This window comes from Novosphingobium sp. IK01 (assembly GCF_033242265.1).
GTDB lineage: Bacteria > Pseudomonadota > Alphaproteobacteria > Sphingomonadales > Sphingomonadaceae > Novosphingobium > Novosphingobium pituita.
The window spans coordinates 1,963,944-1,980,883 of record NZ_BTFW01000001.1 but is presented as its reverse complement, the minus strand read 5'-3'; the positions used below and the strand labels follow the sequence as shown (position 1 = coordinate 1,980,883).

The 16,940-nt window shown below is 69.0% G+C and carries 13 protein-coding genes; 5 read left to right on the top strand and 8 right to left on the bottom strand.

What is annotated here, in order from left to right:
- Positions 1-127 precede the first annotated feature (127 nt).
- The 4 genes from SBI20_RS09135 to acs all read right to left on the bottom strand — a co-directional run bounded on the left by SBI20_RS09135 (position 128) and on the right by acs (position 6,326).
- Entirely contained in the window at positions 128-1,708 is a 1,581-nt protein-coding gene (locus SBI20_RS09135) for a carboxylesterase/lipase family protein (protein ID WP_317974742.1), read from the bottom strand.
- A 135-nt stretch (positions 1,709-1,843) separates the two neighbouring features.
- Positions 1,844-3,310 (bottom strand): UbiA family prenyltransferase, encoded by a 1,467-nt coding sequence (locus SBI20_RS09130; RefSeq protein ID WP_317974741.1) that lies wholly within the window; start codon positions 3,308-3,310, stop codon positions 1,844-1,846.
- A 22-nt stretch (positions 3,311-3,332) separates the two neighbouring features.
- The gene (locus SBI20_RS09125) at positions 3,333-3,698 is read right to left on the bottom strand and encodes a DMT family transporter (RefSeq protein ID WP_317974740.1); all 366 of its coding nucleotides are present in this window, start codon (positions 3,696-3,698) and stop codon (positions 3,333-3,335) included.
- A 678-nt stretch (positions 3,699-4,376) separates the two neighbouring features.
- On the bottom strand, positions 4,377-6,326 hold the full coding sequence (gene acs, locus SBI20_RS09120; protein ID WP_317974739.1) for an acetate--CoA ligase: 1,950 nt from the start codon (positions 6,324-6,326) through the stop codon (positions 4,377-4,379).
- A gap of 287 nt (positions 6,327-6,613) precedes the next feature.
- Here acs and SBI20_RS09115 point away from each other — a divergent pair, with 287 nt between their 5' ends.
- Positions 6,614-7,936: a Xaa-Pro dipeptidase gene (locus SBI20_RS09115; protein ID WP_411911555.1), complete on the top strand. Its 1,323-nt coding sequence runs from the start codon at positions 6,614-6,616 to the stop codon at positions 7,934-7,936.
- Between the two features lie 61 nt (positions 7,937-7,997).
- Positions 7,998-9,653 carry an acid phosphatase gene (acpA, locus tag SBI20_RS09110; RefSeq protein WP_317974737.1) on the top strand — a complete coding sequence of 552 codons (1,656 nt, stop codon included), beginning with the start codon at positions 7,998-8,000 and terminating at the stop codon, positions 9,651-9,653.
- 140 nt (positions 9,654-9,793) lie between these two features.
- Here the strand turns inward: acpA and SBI20_RS09105 are convergent, their stop codons facing one another.
- From SBI20_RS09105 to hemC, 3 genes are read right to left on the bottom strand one after another with little or no spacing between them, the layout of a single operon-like run.
- The gene (locus tag SBI20_RS09105; RefSeq protein WP_317974736.1) at positions 9,794-10,699 is read right to left on the bottom strand and encodes a hypothetical protein; all 906 of its coding nucleotides are present in this window, start codon (positions 10,697-10,699) and stop codon (positions 9,794-9,796) included.
- Between the two features lie 30 nt (positions 10,700-10,729).
- Positions 10,730-11,389 carry a uroporphyrinogen-III synthase gene (locus SBI20_RS09100; protein WP_317976089.1) on the bottom strand — a complete coding sequence of 220 codons (660 nt, stop codon included), beginning with the start codon at positions 11,387-11,389 and terminating at the stop codon, positions 10,730-10,732.
- 41 nt (positions 11,390-11,430) lie between these two features.
- Positions 11,431-12,429: a hydroxymethylbilane synthase gene (gene hemC, locus SBI20_RS09095; protein ID WP_317974735.1), complete on the bottom strand. Its 999-nt coding sequence runs from the start codon at positions 12,427-12,429 to the stop codon at positions 11,431-11,433.
- A 45-nt stretch (positions 12,430-12,474) separates the two neighbouring features.
- On the opposite strand from hemC, the gene tsaD reads away from it, so the two are divergent.
- Genes tsaD through SBI20_RS09080 form a run of 3 tightly spaced genes read left to right on the top strand, consistent with a single transcriptional unit; the run spans position 12,475 to position 16,059 of the window.
- Complete coding sequence (tsaD, locus tag SBI20_RS09090; RefSeq protein WP_317974734.1) at positions 12,475-13,527, top strand: tRNA (adenosine(37)-N6)-threonylcarbamoyltransferase complex transferase subunit TsaD; 1,053 nt, start codon at positions 12,475-12,477, stop codon at positions 13,525-13,527.
- The gene (locus tag SBI20_RS09085) at positions 13,524-14,540 is read left to right on the top strand and encodes an NAD(P)H-dependent glycerol-3-phosphate dehydrogenase (RefSeq protein ID WP_317974733.1); all 1,017 of its coding nucleotides are present in this window, start codon (positions 13,524-13,526) and stop codon (positions 14,538-14,540) included. Before tsaD ends, SBI20_RS09085 begins: the two co-directional genes overlap by 4 nt.
- Position 14,541: 1 nt before the next feature.
- Positions 14,542-16,059: a lipopolysaccharide biosynthesis protein gene (locus SBI20_RS09080; RefSeq protein ID WP_317974732.1), complete on the top strand. Its 1,518-nt coding sequence runs from the start codon at positions 14,542-14,544 to the stop codon at positions 16,057-16,059.
- 42 nt (positions 16,060-16,101) lie between these two features.
- Here the strand turns inward: SBI20_RS09080 and rsmA are convergent, their stop codons facing one another.
- Positions 16,102-16,929, bottom strand: a complete 828-nt coding sequence (rsmA, locus tag SBI20_RS09075; protein ID WP_317976088.1) for a 16S rRNA (adenine(1518)-N(6)/adenine(1519)-N(6))-dimethyltransferase RsmA — start codon at positions 16,927-16,929, stop codon at positions 16,102-16,104.
- Between the last annotated feature and the right edge of the window lie 11 nt (positions 16,930-16,940).

Genomic DNA, 16,940 nt, shown 5'->3' with positions numbered 1-16,940 from the left:
TTCGGTTCGGCACCGGCCCTCTCCCCCACCCGACCTCCCATAGGGTACTATCGTAGGGAGGTCGGGTGGGGGAGAGGGCTGGTGCCGAACGATCCGGAACGCAGTTCCGGATCAGACAATCGCCTTTTTACCCCAGCAGGCGATTGCCCGAGCGGGCGATCTGCTGGGGCAGGGGCACGAGCGCGGGTTCGCCCCAGAGCATGCGTTCGGCCGAATCAGGATCGTCGACGACCATGCTGACCCGGTCGACCACCATCGTGGCATGGTTGCTCGGCTCGAACCGGGGCCACAGGGGCAGGCCGGGCGAACCGGGCGCCCCGCCCCTGACAAAGGCCAGTACCGCCCCATGCCAGGCATCGGCCATCGGCTGCTGCGCGGCGGAAAAGCCGAACATCTGCCCGGCGATGGGCAGGGTCACATGATCGAAGGTGAGCGGCACGTCGAGGACATGGGGCGTGCTGCCCTTGTTGGGCCCGCCGGGCGCGGGCAGGTCCATCCGGTAGCGCCAGACCGGGTTGCCGTGGGCCGCATGGGTGCGGGCCAGACGCAGGCCGGGCATCATGTATTCCTCGGCGGTCAGCAGCTTCCAGTGACGTTCCGCGCCCGAGAGATCGGGGAAGGCGCGGGCATAGGCCTGATCGAGCGCGGCCATGCGGGCCATCGTCTCGTTGGCGACGCTTTGCGAGTTGAGCGGGCGGGCGGCCTGGGTTTCGGTCAGGAACAGGCGGCTTTCATCGGCATTCGAGCCGATCAGCAGCGGCACGCGCGGCGCTTGTCCACGCGCGACGCGGAACAGCGGAACCATCGGCATGAAGCGCCCGTCGAGCGTGGGGCGGAACGGCAGCCCGCGCGGCCAGGCCCGGCGCACGGCGGCCTGCGCGGCGACGATGGCGGGAAAGGGCGCCACCAGCAGGCGCTCGCGCCCGCCCAGACGGCGGGTGACGGCCTCGGCAAACGTCTGCGCGTCGCCCGGAAGGTTGATCGTCTGCGCCCCCCCGCTGAAGACCATGGCGCGGGCATAGAGCCCGTCGGCGGCAGGCAGGCCCAGCAGGGTGCCGACATTCTTGCCCCCCGCCGATTCCCCGGCCACCGTGACCGCGTGGGGATTGCCGCCAAAGGCCGCGATATTGTCGCGCACCCATTGCAGGCCCAGAATGATGTCGCGCAGGGCATTGTTGCCGCTGCCGGCATAGGCCGGGCCCAGAATGCCCCCCAGTTCGAGAAAACCCAGCGCGCCGAGGCGGTAGTTGAGCGTGACGCAGACCACGCCATGGGCCGCGAAGCGGTCGCCCGCAGTCATCGCCGCGCCGCTCCAGCCGGTCTCGTTGCTGCCGCCGTGAATATAGACGAGCACAGGGTAGCGGGTATGCGGGGGCGGGGGCGCGGCGGGGGCCCAGACATTGAGTTGCAGGCAATCTTCGGCCTGGACCGCGCCGGCATCCTGCGGCTGGGGCGCGGCGCGGGCGGGCTGCGTGGCGTCGCGCTCGTCGGCCCAGTCGCGCGCGGGCACGGGCCGCCCGAAGCGCGCGGCATGGCCATAGGGAATGCCGGTGAACACCCGAACGCCCCCTTCCATGCGTCCGCGCAACAGGCCCTGTCGCACCCGCACGCGCAGCATGTCGCGCGCAAAAGCCGGATCGAACGGGGCCAGCGCCGCGCCAAGGCCGCCGGCCACCAGCCCGCCAAGAACGGCGCGCCGGGGAAGCATGGCAGGAACTTGGGGGTCGGCAGGCCTCATCGCGCCGATCTATAGACGAGCGGGGGCCCTGCGATCCACCCTTTCGGCGCGATCCACCCTTTCGGCGCGACCCTTCACGAGCTGGTTCCGCGCCTTTTGCCGTGTTCAGGGTTTCACGAGGGCGAGCAGGTGCACGGGCACATGCGCGAACTTGGCCACCAGCAGCAACCCGGCCATGATCGCGCCGACCGCCAGACTGCGCGTGTCGGTTATCGCGAAGGCGACCGGATCGCTGTCCACCTGTCCGCGCCGGGCCATCATCCAGATGCGGTTGAGCCAGTAGAGCAGCGGCAAGGGCAGCAGCCAGAGCCATTCGGGCGAGGCATATGTGCCCGTCCGGCCCATGGCCTCGGCAAAGAGGACGAGGACGAGGATCGCCACCATGCCCGCCGCAATGCCGCTGGGGGCCACGATATCGGCATCGGCGGGGACATAGCCGCGCCCCGAAAGCAGCTCGTGGGTGGCGCGCGGGCTGCCCAGAAGCTCGACATAGCGCTTGAGATAGCCGAGCGAGAGAAAGAAGAAGACCGAGAACAGCAGCAGCCACGAGGACACCGGCACTTCGAGCGCGAGCGCCCCGGCGATGATCCGCAAGGTATAGAGGCAGGCCAGCGTCAGCACGTCGGCGATCATCGCGGCCTTCAGGCGCAGGCTGTAGGCCAGCGTGAGCGCGCAATAGGCGACCATCGCCACAAAGGCCGCCGGGGGCAGCAGCGCCAGCGCCATGGACAGCCCCAGAACGGTGCTGCCCAGCGCGGCGATCAGGGCCTGTGGCACGCTCAGCTCTCCTGCGGCGAGCGGGCGGCGGGCCTTGCGCGGGTGGAGGCGGTCGGCCTCGATGTCGAGCAGGTCGTTGATCAGGTAGACGCCCGAGGCGATCAGCGAGAGACAGGCAAAAGCGACCAGCGAGCGCGCGAGTTCGGCGGGCTGCGTCAGCAGGCCCGAACTGGCCAGCGGCACGAAGACCAGCGCGTTCTTGGCCCACTGGTGGGGCCGGGCCGCGCGGGCGAGCGCGCGCAGCCGCCGGGGCGCGGGGCCGAGCCGCTGTTCATGGGCGCAGTGGCTCGCCACGCCGACAGTCAGCGCGCAGCGGGCGGCCTGCCAGATCGGCCTGTCGGCGGGCGAATCGCCCAGATAGTCGAAAGGCTGGCCACCGGCCTGCGCGCCAATCGCGGCCAGCTTGCGCGGGCCCTTGAGGTTGTGACGATGGTCGCTGGCCAGCACGGCATCGAACAGGCCCACATGGGCCGCCACCCGCAAGGCATTGCGGCGATGGGCGGCGGTTGCCAGCCAGACCGGGCGGCCCTGCGCGCGCGCTTGCGTGATCCGGGCGAGCACTTGCGGGCGGTAGGCCAGCCGCGCCGGATCGACCGGCGCCACCCGCGCCAGCCAGGTCTTGAGCGCGCCGCGCCCGCGCAGCAGCATCGCCAGCAGGGCCAGAAGGGGGCCCAGCCCGCGCCGGGCCACCACGATCATGGCCTCCATCGCCAGATCGCCGCGAACGAGCGTGCCGTCGAGATCGACGACCAGAGGGGGAGCGGAAGGGGAGGCGGGCGAATCGGGATCAGGCAAGAAAACAGGGCTTTCCATCACCTCAGGCCACACTGCGCGCCACGAAGACACAGCCCAGCGCGATCAGCAGCGTGCCCGCCACGCGCCCGGTCGAAACCGCCTCGCCCAGCACGCTCACCCCGATCAGCATGGTCAGGATGAAGCCGAGGCCGACGAACGGATAGGCCGCGCTCAGCGGCAGGCGGGCCAGCACGAATAGCCAGGCCAGCGCCCCCAGCCCATAGAGCATCAGCCCGCCCAGAACCCAGGGCGAGGTGAGATAGGCCAGCATCGTGTCGATCCCGGCGTGGCTGGTCCCCACCCGGCCTACGCCGGTCTTGAGCAGAAGCTGCGCCAGCGCGGACAGGCTCACGCTGAACAGGATGAGAAGAAAACTGGCGGCAGACATGACATGCTCCCCTGAACGTGCGCGGCACCATGCCTGAGTGTCTGATCCGAAACTATCGTTTCGGATTGTTCGGCACCGGCCCGCTCCCCCACCCGGCCTCCCATAGGGTACTATCGTTGGGTGGCCGGGTGGGGGAGCGGGCCGGTGCCGAACCGAAATTCGCCTTTCCGGCGAATTTCGCATCAGACTCTTAAATATCCGTGGCTTTTCTGGCTGCCATGGAAATCGGGCGGGGCAGCGCGACGGGAGCAGAAGCACGGCGCGCGATGTTGCAGCAATGCACCATGCACCGATGAAGAATAGGTATGCACTTTAGGGCTGGCGGTGCCAGATGAAGCCGCTATGATGGGCAGGCATAAAAAAGCATAATGCCCGGCGCGGCGGAGGGAGAGGACGCCGTTAAATTCCCTGCGCCGGGCAAACAACTTTTCCCGAAAATAGCCCGAATTCCCTGCGTTTCCGCAAGGTTGCTGTCATCTTGGGCAGGGCCTTGGCGTGCGTGTCGCACGTCTTTTCGGGGATTTCCGAATAATAACAGATGTGGCGAATCAGTCCTACCGTTCGTGATCGTTGCGGGCCGGGCGGGCGAAGCGGCTGTCTCGGCTCTGGAACAGGTGGGCCTGAAAAAGCGGCGGCATGTCCCCTGTTCGGGGCGCCCCTTTTTCAGGCCCTGTCCTGTCATGCATGGGCCATGGCCGGGCGGTTGGCGATCAGGTTGTCGACCACCGAGGGATCGGCCAGAGTCGAGGTGTCGCCCAGCGAGCCCAGGTCGTTTTCGGCGATCTTGCGCAGGATGCGGCGCATGATCTTGCCCGAGCGGGTCTTGGGCAGGCCGGGGGTGAACTGGATCACGTCGGGCGTGGCGATCGGGCCGATCTCGTGGCGGACCCAGGCGACCAGTTCGCGGCGCAAGTCCTCGTCAGGCTCGACCTCGGTGTTGCAGGTCACATAGGCATAGATGCCCTGCCCCTTGATCGGGTGGGGCATGCCCACGACCGCCGCTTCGGCGACTTTGGCATGGGCGACCAGCGCACTCTCGATCTCGGCGGTGCCCATGCGGTGGCCCGAGACGTTGATCACGTCGTCGATGCGGCCGGTGATCCAGTAATAGCCGTCCTCGTCGCGGCGGCAGCCATCGCCGGTAAAGTAATAGCCCTTGAACGTGGTGAAATAGGTCTGGAAGAAGCGCTCGTGGTCGCCCCAGACGGTGCGCATCTGGCCCGGCCAGCTGTCGGCGATGACGAGGCAGCCATCGGTCGCCCCTTCGAGAACCTGGCCGTCGTTGTCGAGCAGGGCCGGGGCCACGCCGAACATCGGGCGGCTGGCCGAACCGGGCTTGAGCGCGGTGGCGCCGGGCAGGGGGGTGATCATCGCGCCGCCGGTTTCGGTCTGCCACCAGGTGTCGACGATCGGGCAGCGCCCTTCGCCCACGACCTTGTGATACCATTCCCAGGCTTCCGGGTTGATCGGCTCGCCCACGCTGCCCAGCACGCGCAGCGAGGCGCGGCTGGTCTTCTTCACCCACTCGTCGCCCTCGCGCATCAGCGCGCGCAGCGCGGTCGGGGCGCCATAGAAGATCTCGACCTTGTACTTGTCGACCACCTGCCAGAACCGGCTGGCATCGGGATAGTTGGGCACGCCCTCGAACATCACCGTGGTCGCGCCATTGGCGAGCGGCCCATAGACGATATAGGAATGGCCCGTGACCCAGCCGATGTCGGCCGCGCACCAGTAGATCTGGCCGGGGCGATAGTCGAACACGTATTCGTGGGTCATCGAGGCCCAGACGGCATAGCCGCCGGTCGTGTGGAGCACGCCCTTGGGCTTGCCGGTCGATCCCGAGGTGTAGAGGATGAACAGCGGGTCTTCGGCGTTCATTTCCTCGGGCTCGCAGGCCTCGCTCTGGCGACCGACCGCCTCGGCCCAGGCCAGATCGCGGCCTTCGACCATGGGCACGCTCGCGCCCGTGCGGGCGAGCACGACGACCGTGTCAACGCCGGGGCAATGGGTCAGCGCCTCGTCGACGTTTTTCTTGAGCGGCACGCGCTTGCCCCCGCGCAGCCCCTCGTCGGCGGTGAGCACGACGCGGCTGTCGCAGTCCTCGATGCGCCCGGCCAGCGCATCGGGCGAGAATCCGGCGAAGACGATCGAGTGGATCGCCCCGATCCGCGCGCAGGCCAGCATGGCAACGGCGGCCTCGGGCACCATCGGCAGGTAGATCGTCACTCGCTCGCGGCGCTTGACCCCGCGCTCTTTCAGCAGGTTGGCCAGGCGGCAGACCTGGGCGTGGAGTTCGCGATAGGTGATCGCGCGCGAGGCGTCGTCGGGGCTGTCGGGTTCCCACAGGATGGCCACGTCATCGCCGCGCGTGGCCAGATGCCGGTCGAGGCAGTTGGCCGAGAGGTTGAGCGTGCCGTCCTCGAACCAGCGAATGCCGAAATCGGCCTCGTGGAAGCTGGTGTTCTTGACCTTGGTGAAGGGCCTGATCCAGTCGAGCCGGCGTCCTTCCTCGGCCCAGAAGGCCTCGGGCTCTTCCACCGAGCGGCGATACATCGCATCATAGCGCGCCCCGTCGATCAACGCGTCCTGGGACCAGGCAGCGGGAACGGGATAAATGGCTTCGGCCATACAGGTACCCTCTCTGTTCATTGTGGCGTGAATAGCCGCCCTTCTTGTGGGGTCAGGCTAATCCTCATGCCGAACTTTCGCCAGTAGGATATAGGTCCAGCTTCGCGGCCTGGTCGAGGGGCCGACAGTACCTATTGATAGGGTTGGGAGGCCAAGTGTCGCGCCGGTGAAACACCGTGAAATGGCCGTTTTGCAGGCCCGATCCCGACACCGCGAGTGCCACCGTTGGCGCCCGGCGAAATTTCGCTCGCAACCCGCTTTGCGGTCAGTCTAGGGTATCGCCCATGATGCGTTCTGCCCGCTTTCTTGCTGCCAGCCTCCTGATGAGTCAGGCCCTGCCCGCCCTTTCTTCCACTGCCCATGCCCAGACATCTGATCGGCCGGTTCCCGATAACCAGACCGTCTATGTCCGCGCCGGGCATCTGGTCGATCCCGAGGCAGGCAAAGTGCTGGGCGCGCGGCTGCTGCGGGTCGAGAACGGGCGCGTGGCGGCGATTGGGCCCGATGGCCCGGTGCCTGCGGGCGCGCGGGTGATCGACTGGTCGGCCTATACCGTTCTGCCCGGCCTGATCGACATGCACGTCCACCTTGCCGATGCCGACCAGTCGGAGAACGTGGCCGAACCGCTGCTCCATTCGGCCATGGACATCGCCTATATCGGCGCGCGCCATGCCCGCGAGACGCTGATGGCGGGGTTCACCACGGTCCACAATTGCGGCGATTTCCGTGCCTTTGCCGATGTCGCGCTGCGCGATGCGATCAACCGGGGCGACGTGATCGGCCCGCGCATCAGCGCGGTGGGGGCCTATGTGACGATTCCGGGCGGCGGCGGCGAGGTGACCGGCTTTGCCCCCGATGTCGAAGTGCCCGCCGCCATGCGCGCGGGCGTCGTCACCGATGCGGCGGACACCACGCGCAAGGTCAACGCGCTGTTCCAGCATGGCGCGGATTCGATCAAGCTGATCGCCACTGGCGCCGTGCTCGCGCAAGGGACCGAACCGGGCCAGCAGGAACTGAGCGAGGAGGAAATGCACGCCGCGGTCGTCGTCGCGCGCGGGCGCGGATCGTGGGTGACGGCCCATGCCCATGGCGCCGAAGGGATCAAGTCGGCCATGCGCGCCGGGGTCAAGGCCATCGAACACGCCAGCCTGATCGACGACGAGGGCATCGCCATGGCCAAGGCCAAAGGTGTCTGGCTCGACATGGACATCTATGATGGCGACTGGATCGGCGACTATGGCCGCGCCCATCACTGGCCCGCCGACATGTTGCGCAAGAACGACGAGACCACCCAGGCCCAGCGCGACGGTTTTGCCAAGGCGGTCAGGGCCGGGGTCAGGCTGGCCTATGGCACCGATGCCGGGGTCTATCCCCACGGCCTCAACGCGCGGCAGTTCAAGGTGATGGTGCGCTATGGGATGACCCCGATGCAGGCGATTCAGGCGGCCACCACCGTTTCGGCCGAACTTCTGGGCTGGAGCCATGACGTCGGCGCGCTCAGCCCCGGCCATTTTGCCGACATGATCGCCGTCAGCGGCGATCCGCTGGCCGATATTTCCATTCTCGAACATGTCGATCATGTCATCAAAGGAGGGCAGGAGGTCCGCTAGGGGCGGGCCGAATCGCCTTTTGCCTGCCCCTTTTGAATCTTGTTCCACGGAGCCCCCCATCATGAGTGACCCCACCGACCCCAAAGCCCCTGCTCTGGCCGGTCCCGCCCTTGATCGCCGCAGCCTGCTGGCGGGGCTGGCGGTGGCGGGCGCTGCGGCTGGTGTCGAGGCCAGCCCGGCTGCCGCGCGCGCGGCGGGGGAAAGCCGCGCTGCAATCGATGACGCCTTGCGCGCCAAAATCGATACCGTTGTCGTGATCTATGCGGAAAACCGCAGCTTCAACAACCTGTTCGCCGATTTCCCCGGCCTTGCCCAGCCGCTCGCCAAGCTGCCGCCCGAGCGCGCGCTCCAGCGCGACCGTGACGGGCGCGTGCTCGACCGCCTGCCGCGTGTCTGGGAAGGCATGGTGCCCGACAGGCAGGTCGTCGAACATACCGAGTTCCTGATCACCGAGGCCGACCTGCCCGAGCGCCCCAACGCGCCCTATGCGCTTGCGACCCCGGCGGGTGATCCGCTGCCCCACGGGGTGATCACGCGCGACCTGATCCACAGTTTCTACAACAACCAGTTGCAGATCAACGGCGGGCGCAACGACGGCTTCGTGGCCTGGGGCGACAGCGGCGCGCTGGTCATGGGCTATTATGGCGACGGGCGCGCGAACTTGCGGCTGTGGAACGTCGCGCGCGAGTTCACGCTGTGCGACGCCTTCTTCATGGGCGCGTTCGGAGGCTCGTTCGTCAACCACCAGTATCTGGTGGCCGCGACCCCGCCGTTCTATCCCGATGCCGACAAGAGCCCGGCCAAGGATCGCGTGGTCAAGCTCGACCCGGCCTATTCCGATCCGCCGCGCCCGCTGCTGCGCGCAGGCACCAAGGCGAGCGCGATGGACGGCCCGGTGCGGTTCGTGCCCGACTCGCTCACCCCCGATCACCGCGCGGTCAACACCATGCTGCCGCCCTACCTGCCGACCTATCAGGCCGACCCGGACAAGCCGGGCATGGCGCTGGTAACGTCGCAGACCCTGCCGCCCCAGAGCCACGCCCATATCGGCGACCGGCTGGACGAGGCCGGGGTCGACTGGGCGTGGTATGCGGGCGGCTGGGCCGAGGCCATGGCGGGCCGCGCCAACAGCGCCAGCTTCCCCTCGCGGCCCAATTTCCAGCCGCACCACCAGCCGCTCAACTATTTCGCCAATCTCGCCCCCGGCACCCCCGCGCGCGAGCGGCGCCTGCGCGACGGCGGGCTGGGCGAGACGGCGCGCACCAATCACTTTCTGGCCGATGCGAAGGCGGGCAAGCTGCCCCCGGTCACCTTCTACAAGCCGCAGGGCGATCTCAACATGCACGCGGGCTATTCCGACGTGGATGCCGGGGACCGCCACATCACCGGGGTCATCGACGTGCTGCGCACCTCGCCCCAGTGGGACAAGATGCTGGTGATCATCACCTTCGACGAGAACGGCGGCTGGTGGGACCATGTGGCCCCGCCCAAGGGCGACCGCTGGGGGCCGGGCACGCGCATTCCCGCGCTGATCGTCTCGCCCCATGCGAAGAAGGGCCATGTTGACCACACGATCTACGACACCGGCTCGATCGCACGCTTCCTGATCCGCCGCTTCGGCCTCAAGACCCTGCCGGGGCTGGTCGAACGCGACAAGGCGATGCTGGCCGCCGGAGGCCCGGCACCGGGCGACCTGACGGCGGCGCTGGTGCTCTGAAGAAAAAAGGAATGAAGCGGGGGCTTGTGGCCCCCGCGCCCCCGGAAACTGGTGCCGGACAGCAAGCGCTGTGTTCGCCAAACTAATGGGGTGCAGGGGCGATGGCCCCTGCTTTACCTTTTTTCTTTGGTAAATTGCCGTCAGGCAACCGGGCCCGGTGTGGCCTCCGCCTCGGGCGCGGGGCTGGGGGCAGGCTGGGGCTGCTGGGCTTGGCGCTGTTCCGGGCCGGGCAGGAGCAGGGCGGCGGTTTCGAGCTGGTCGAGCGCGTGTTGGGCCGAAACCCAGTCGCGGGCGTGGGCGAGCCACTCGGTCGCGGCATCCTTGCCGGGCATGTGTTCGACATCGCTGATCGCGGCATCGACGCGGCCACCGGCCAGCGCGAGGCGGGCGTGGTCGCGGCGGCTGGCGGGGGTGGCATCGGGGCCTTCGTCGTGGCGGATGACGAACAGCGAGGAAACTTGCGCCGAGATCCACGTCCAGGTGCCGCCTTCGCGGCTGGCGCCGGTGAGGCGCGGTTCGAGGGCGGCGAATTCCTCGGCCAGCGAGCCGAGGGTGACGGGGTGGGCGGCGGCGGTGATCACGCGGTCGACCGCGCCGGGCTGGTCGGCGCCGAAGCGCACGCGGAGCTGGTTTTCGAGGATGCCCAGCGGCTGGCCGCGTTCGATGGCGCGGCGGGCGGCGAAGGCCAGCAAAAGAGCTTCGGCGCGGGTGGCCTGGCCCGAGGCGGCATTGGCCTGCTGGTTGAGTTCGGCGAGGCGCTGTTCGAGCGCGGAGACTTTGGCCGAGGTGGCGGCAAGCGCGGCATCGCTTGCGGCGCTGTTGGCGGCGACGGCAACCGCGGCGGCGGCGGCCTGCGAGGCGGTGTCGTCAGCCGGGGTGCCGCTCCCGCTCCCGATCATGACGGGCATGGTCAGCCAGCCGTGGTGGCTGGCCCACCATGCGGCAGACGTGCCACCGCCCAGCACGAGGAGCAGCGCGAGACCTGCCGTCAGCCGACGTCCGCGCGATCCGCGCGGCGTTTCCTGTCCTGAAGACCTGTCCTGCATCCTTGTTTTCGCTTGCCTGTGACCCCGAAGTCACGGGTTCTTGCACATTTGCCGGGCCAGCGCCAGCAATGGTTGATCGTTTCGCATTGCAGAAATTTCAACCGTTTCCCAGCCCGGCCCGGCAATTTCGGCGATGCGCGGGGCCAGACAGGCGAGTCGAATGGCGCCGCGCGGAAGGTTCAGGCGCGCGCATTCGGCGGCCAGATGGCGCACGGCCTCGCCCGAATGGAGCGCGACGACGCAAGGGGCGCGCAGCACGTCCTGCGCGGCGGGCGAGAGCGGCAGGGCCTTTGCCGCATAGAGCCTGACCGTTTCGACGTGGATGCCCTCGGGCAGGGTCAGCGCGACCGGATCGGCGCCCGAAAGCCGCAGGTAGCGCCCCGGCGCGAGGGTGGACGCAACCGATTGCAGCCCGCCTTCGCCCACGCTGGCCACGGCAAAGCCCGCCGCGCGCGCGGCCTGCGCGGTCTGTTCGCCCACGGCATGGACGGGCAGGGTCTGCAAGGGGGCAAGGCCCGGCCCGCCATGGCGGAAGAGGTTGGCGCTGCCCGCGAGGATGCCTGCGAACCGGGCCGGATCGGGCACGGTCCAGTCGGTCGGCTCGACCGCGAAAAGCGGCGCGCCGATGGCCGCGATCCCCAGCGCGCGCGCGGCGGCGAGGGTCTGGCCATTGCCCGGTTCGGGCCGCAGGATCAGCAGCGGACGGATGGAAGGGGGCTTTCGGTTCGGGTTCAGGCCTGCGGTCCGTGGAAGAAGGCGCGGATGCCCTCGGGGGCGGCTTCGAGCAGGCGGTGGGCGAGGGCCTGGGGGGCGGCCTCGTCGTCGGCGGCAAAGCGCGCGCTGTCCTCGATCCGCAAGGTGCCATCGGGGCTGAACAGTGCGGCGCGCAGCACGAGGTCGGCCCCTTCCGCGCGGGTGAGCACGGCAATCGGGCTGTGGCAGGTGCCGCCAAGGCCCAGCAGAAGCGCGCGTTCGGCGCGGATCGCGGCATGGGTGGGGGCATCGTCGATCATGGCGAGCAGGGCGCGGATATCGGCGCGCCCGGCCAGGCACTCGATACCGATGGCCCCTTGCGCGGGGGCGGGCAGCCAGTCTTCGGCTTCGAGCACATGGCCCACGCCGGTTTCGCCAAGGCGGGCAAGGCCTGCGGCGGCGAGCAGGGTCACGTCGGCCTCATCCGCCTGAAGCTTGGCCAGCCGCGTGGCGACATTGCCGCGAAACGAGACGACCGTGACATCGGGCCGGGCATGGAGCATCTGCGCGGCGCGGCGCGGGGCGCTCGTCCCCACGCGCGCACCTTGCGGAATCGCGGCAATGCTGGCCGCGCCGACCAGCACGTCGCGCACATCGGCGCGCGGCAGCACGGCGGCAATCGCGATTTCCTCGGGGCGGATCGTCTCGACATCCTTCATCGAATGGACGGCAAAGTCGATTTCGCCATGGAGCAGCGCGGCGTCGAGTTCCTTGGTCCACAGCGCCTTGCCGCCGATTTCGGCAAGCGGGCGGTCCTGGATGCGGTCGCCGCTGGCCACTTGCGGGCACAGTTCGACCGCGCTCTCGCTCCAGCCCATCGCGGCGCACAGGCGCGCGCGGGTTTCTTCGGCCTGGGCCATGGCCAGCGGCGAGCGGCGGGTGCCCAGACGGAGAGGGCGATCCGGCTGGGGGCGATCCGGTTGCGGAACAGGATGCTGGCCGGGGGTTTGAGCGGGCGTGTGCGGCGAGGTGTTCATGCGTGGGTTGCCGTAACCGGGATTATCTCTAAGGGGAAGCTCCGCATGGCTCTCATCCTTGGCATAGAATCCTCGTGTGACGAAACCGCCGTTGCCGTCATCGACGGCGACGCGACGACGCTCGACACACGTATCGTCGCCCAGCGCATCGCCTCGCAGGACGAGGCGCATCGTCCCTATGGCGGGGTCGTTCCCGAAATTGCCGCGCGCGCCCATGCCGATGTGATCGCCCCGATGGTGGCCGCTACGCTGGCCGATGCCGGGCTGGGCCTTGCCGATATGGATGCGATTGCCGCGACCGCCGGGCCGGGGCTGATCGGCGGGGTCATGGTCGGGCTGGTGACGGGCAAGGCGCTGGCGATGGCCGCGAACAAGCCGCTGATCGGGGTCAACCATCTCGAAGGCCATGCGCTCTCGCCGCGTCTGGCCGATCCTTCGCTGGCCTATCCCTATTGCCTGCTGCTGGTTTCGGGCGGGCATTGCCAGATTCTCGAAGTGCAGGGGCTGGGGCGCTATCGCCGTCTGGCGACGACCATCGACGACGCGCTGGGCGAGGCTTTCGACAAGACCGCCAAAGTGCTGGGGCTGGGCTATCCGGGCGGCCCGGCGGTCGAGCGGCTGGCGCGCGAGGGCAACCCGCGTGTCGTGCGCCTGCCCCGTCCGCTGGTGGGCAGCGGGGAGCCGCATTTCTCGTTCGCGGGGCTCAAAAGCGCGGTTGTCCGTGCGCGCGATTCGGGGCTGCATACGCCAGCCGATCTGGCCGCCTCGTTCCAGCAGGCGGCGATCGATTGCGTGATCGACCGCACGCGCGGGGCGCTGGCAACCTGTGCGCCGGGCATGACCGCGCTGGTCGTGGCGGGCGGGGTGGCGGCCAATGCCAGCTTGCGCGGCGCGCTCGAAGCGCTGGCGGGCGAGGCGGGCTTGCGGCTGGTCGCGCCGCCGGTGAAGCTGTGCACCGACAATGCCGCGATGATCGGCTGGGCCGGGGCCGAACGCTTTGCCGCCGGGTTTACCGATCCGCTCGACCTGCCCGCGCGGCCGCGCTGGCCGCTCGATGATCAGGCCGCGCCCGTGCGCGGGGCGGGGGTGAAGGCGTGAGCGGACAAGAGACCTCCAGCGGGCCCGGTATCGGTGTCGTGGGGGCCGGGGCCTGGGGCACGGCGCTGGCGCAGATGCTGGCGAGCGACGGGCGCGCGGTGCGCCTCTGGGCGCGCGAGGCCGCGCTGGTCGAGACGATCAACACGCAGCATTGCAACCCGGTCTACCTGCCTTCGGCGCAGCTCGCCCCGACGATCACCGCGACGAGCGATCTGGCCGCCATGGCCGCGCTGCCGGTGCTGCTGTGGGTGACCCCGGCGCAGTTCCTCGGGCCGGTCATGGCCGGGATCGGCCAGTTTGCGGGCGATCTGGTGCTCTGTGCCAAGGGGATCGAGGCGGGGACCGGGCGGCTGATGGGCGAAGTGGCCGCGCAGGCCGCGCCCCTTGCGCAGATCGCGGTGCTTTCGGGGCCGACGTTTGCCCATGAAGTGGCTGCCGGGCTGCCGACGGCAGTGACGCTGGCCTGTTCGGGCGGGCAGGCGCAGTGGGACAGGCTGGCCCCGGCCATCGCGCGGCCCACGTTCCGGCCCTATTTCTCGGCGGACGTGACCGGTGCGGAGATCGGTGGCGCGGTCAAGAACGTGCTGGCGATTGCCTGCGGCGTGGTCGAGGGGCTGGGGCTGGGGCAGAACGCGCGCGCGGCGCTGATCAGCCGGGGCTTTGCCGAAATGCAGCGGTTCGGGCTGGCGCTGGGCGCGCAGGCCGAGACGCTCTCGGGGCTATCGGGGCTGGGTGATCTGGTCCTGACCTGTTCGTCGGTGTCGAGCCGCAACTTTTCACTGGGCAAGGCGCTGGGCGAAGGCCAGAGCGCAGCCCAAGCCCTGAGTGGCCGTGCGACGGTCGCCGAAGGGGCGTTCACCGCCCCTGTCCTGGCCGATCTGGCCCGCCGGAAGGAAATTGCCATGCCGCTGGTTGAAGCGGTCGTCACCTTGATCGAAGGGCGCGCTCCGGCGCGCGATGTTGTCGCCAGCCTGCTGGCCCGCCCCCTTCGCGCCGAAGGGCCGCGTACCTGACATGACCGTTTCCTCTACCGCGACCAGCACGAAGGCCGAGAACGCCGACATTGCCGCGCTTGCCAAGGGCGGACGCACCAATTTCCTGGGCTTCGTGATCCGCCTCGTCGCGCGTATCCCGTTCCTGTTCATTGCCGGGCGCCTTTATGGCGCGGAAAACGTCGGTCGGTTTGCCTCGGCGACGATTGCGGTCGAACTGGCCGCGCAACTCGCCACGCTGGGCCAGAAGCGCGGGCTCGCCCAGCAACTGGCCAAGGAAGAGGGCCATGCATCGAGCGTGGTGGCCGACGCGCTGCTGCTTTCGGTCTGTGTCTCGGCGCTGTTCGTGGTGCTGCTCTGGCTGGTCCCGGTCGCGATGTTCCCGAGCGGGTATTACACCGGGATCGAGCGGCTGCTGCTGCCGCTCGCGATCCTGCCGCTGGCGCTGTGCGAGGTGGCGCTGGCCGCGCTCGCCTACCGGTTCGATGTGGCCGCCACGGTGCGCGCGCGCGCGGTGGTCGAGCCATGGACGCTCTCGATTGCGGCCGGGGTGTTCTGGCTGGGCGGGCTGTGGTGGAAGCCCTTTTTGAACAGCGGGTTGATCCTGTCCTACGGGCTCTCGACGCTGGCCGCGATGGTCACCGCGTTTCTCGCGCTCTACAAGAGCTATCGCCTGCCCCGTCACTGGCAGCCGCGTCCGGGCGAACTGTTCCGCCTGGCCTGGCACAACCTGCCGCTGGCCGGGGCCGATGCCATCGAGTGGGGCACGCGCAAGCTCGACCTGTTCATTCTCGGCACGTTTGCGCCGGCAGCGGCAGTGGGCGTCTATTTCGTCGCCCAGCAGATCGCCACGCTGCCCCAGAAGCTCAAGACCAGCTTCGAGCCGGTGCTGGGCCCGGTGATCACCCGCAACTTGCGCGAGAACAACCTGGGCGCGATTGCCCGGCAGGTCAGCCAGGTGGGCTTCTGGATCGTGGCCGCACAGGCGGGCATCGCGCTGGCGCTGGGCATGCCCGCGCGCGGGGTGATCGGGGTGTTCGGCCCCAATTTCGTGATGGGCACGGGCGCGCTGGCGATGCTGCTGGCCGGCGAAGTGGTCGCTTCGCCCGCCGTGGTGAGCGAGGCGGCGCTGATCTACATGGCGCGCATGCGCAACTTGTGGATCGGGCTGGCGATGCTGGGCCTTCAGGGGCTGCTGACGGTCGCCTTCATCCTGCTCGCGCGCGAGATGGGCTGGGGCGAGGCTTATGAGACGCTGGGTGCGGCGACGGCGTTGACGGTATCGCTGGGGCTGACTTCGGTGCTCAAGGGGCGCCTGCTCGGTCGCCTGCTGGGCCATGGGGTGAGCACGTGGCGCTGGGCGCTGGTCTGGGCGGCTGTCCCTGCGGTGATCGTGGGCATTCTGGCGCGCTATGTGCCCGAATGGGTCGAACTCTCGTTCGGCGTGGCGGCGATCCTTGGCGTCTATTTCCTGGTGATCTGGCGCATGGGCTTTGGCCCGGAAGACCGCGTGCTGTTCAGCAAGCAGAAGAAGGCCTGATGTTTTGGGCGGGGCCTCGCGCAGGCCCCGCCGGAAACCTGTTCAGGCGGGGGGCGAAAGCACCCGCGCGATAGCCACGAAATCGGCGACAGTGAGGGTTTCGGCACGGCGCTGGGCGTCGATGCCGAGCTTCTCGAGCGCATCGAGCGCGCCGGGCAGGCCCTTGAGCGACTGGCGCAGCATCTTGCGGCGCTGGCCAAAGGCGGCTTCGGTCACGCGTTCGAGCATGCGCGGCACGACCCCTTCGGGCATGGCCGCTGGCGTGACGTGGACGATGGCGGACATGACCTTGGGCGGGGGCGTGAAGGCGCTGCGGTGAACCTTCATCGCGATGCGTGGGCAAGCGCGCCACTGGGCGAGGACGGCGAGGCGCCCGAAGGCGTCGCTGTCGGTGCCCGCCACGATCCGCTCGGCCACTTCGAGCTGGAACATCAGGGTCAGCGATTGCCATGCGGGCGGCCAGTCCTTGCCCGAAAGCCAGCCGGTGAACAGCGCGGTGCCCACGTTGTAGGGCAGGTTGGCCACGACATGCCACGGCCCGTCGAACAGGGTGGCCGGATCGACCTTGAGCGCGTCGCCCTCGATCACCTTGAGCTGGCCGGGAAAGGCCTCGCCCAGTTCGGCCAGCGCGGGCAGGCAGCGCTTGTCCATCTCGATCGCGGTGACGTTCGCGCCCGCGCGCAGCAGCGCGCGCGTGAGGCCGCCGGGGCCGGGGCCGACTTCGAGGACATTGGCCCCCGCAAGCTTGCCGGGGATGGCCGCGATGCGGTCGAGCAACTGTTCGTCGAACAGGAAATTCTGGCCGAGCGCCTTGGACGCCGAGAGCCCGTGGCGGGCGACGACCTCGCGCAACGGGGGGAGATCGGGCAGGCCACCCTTGC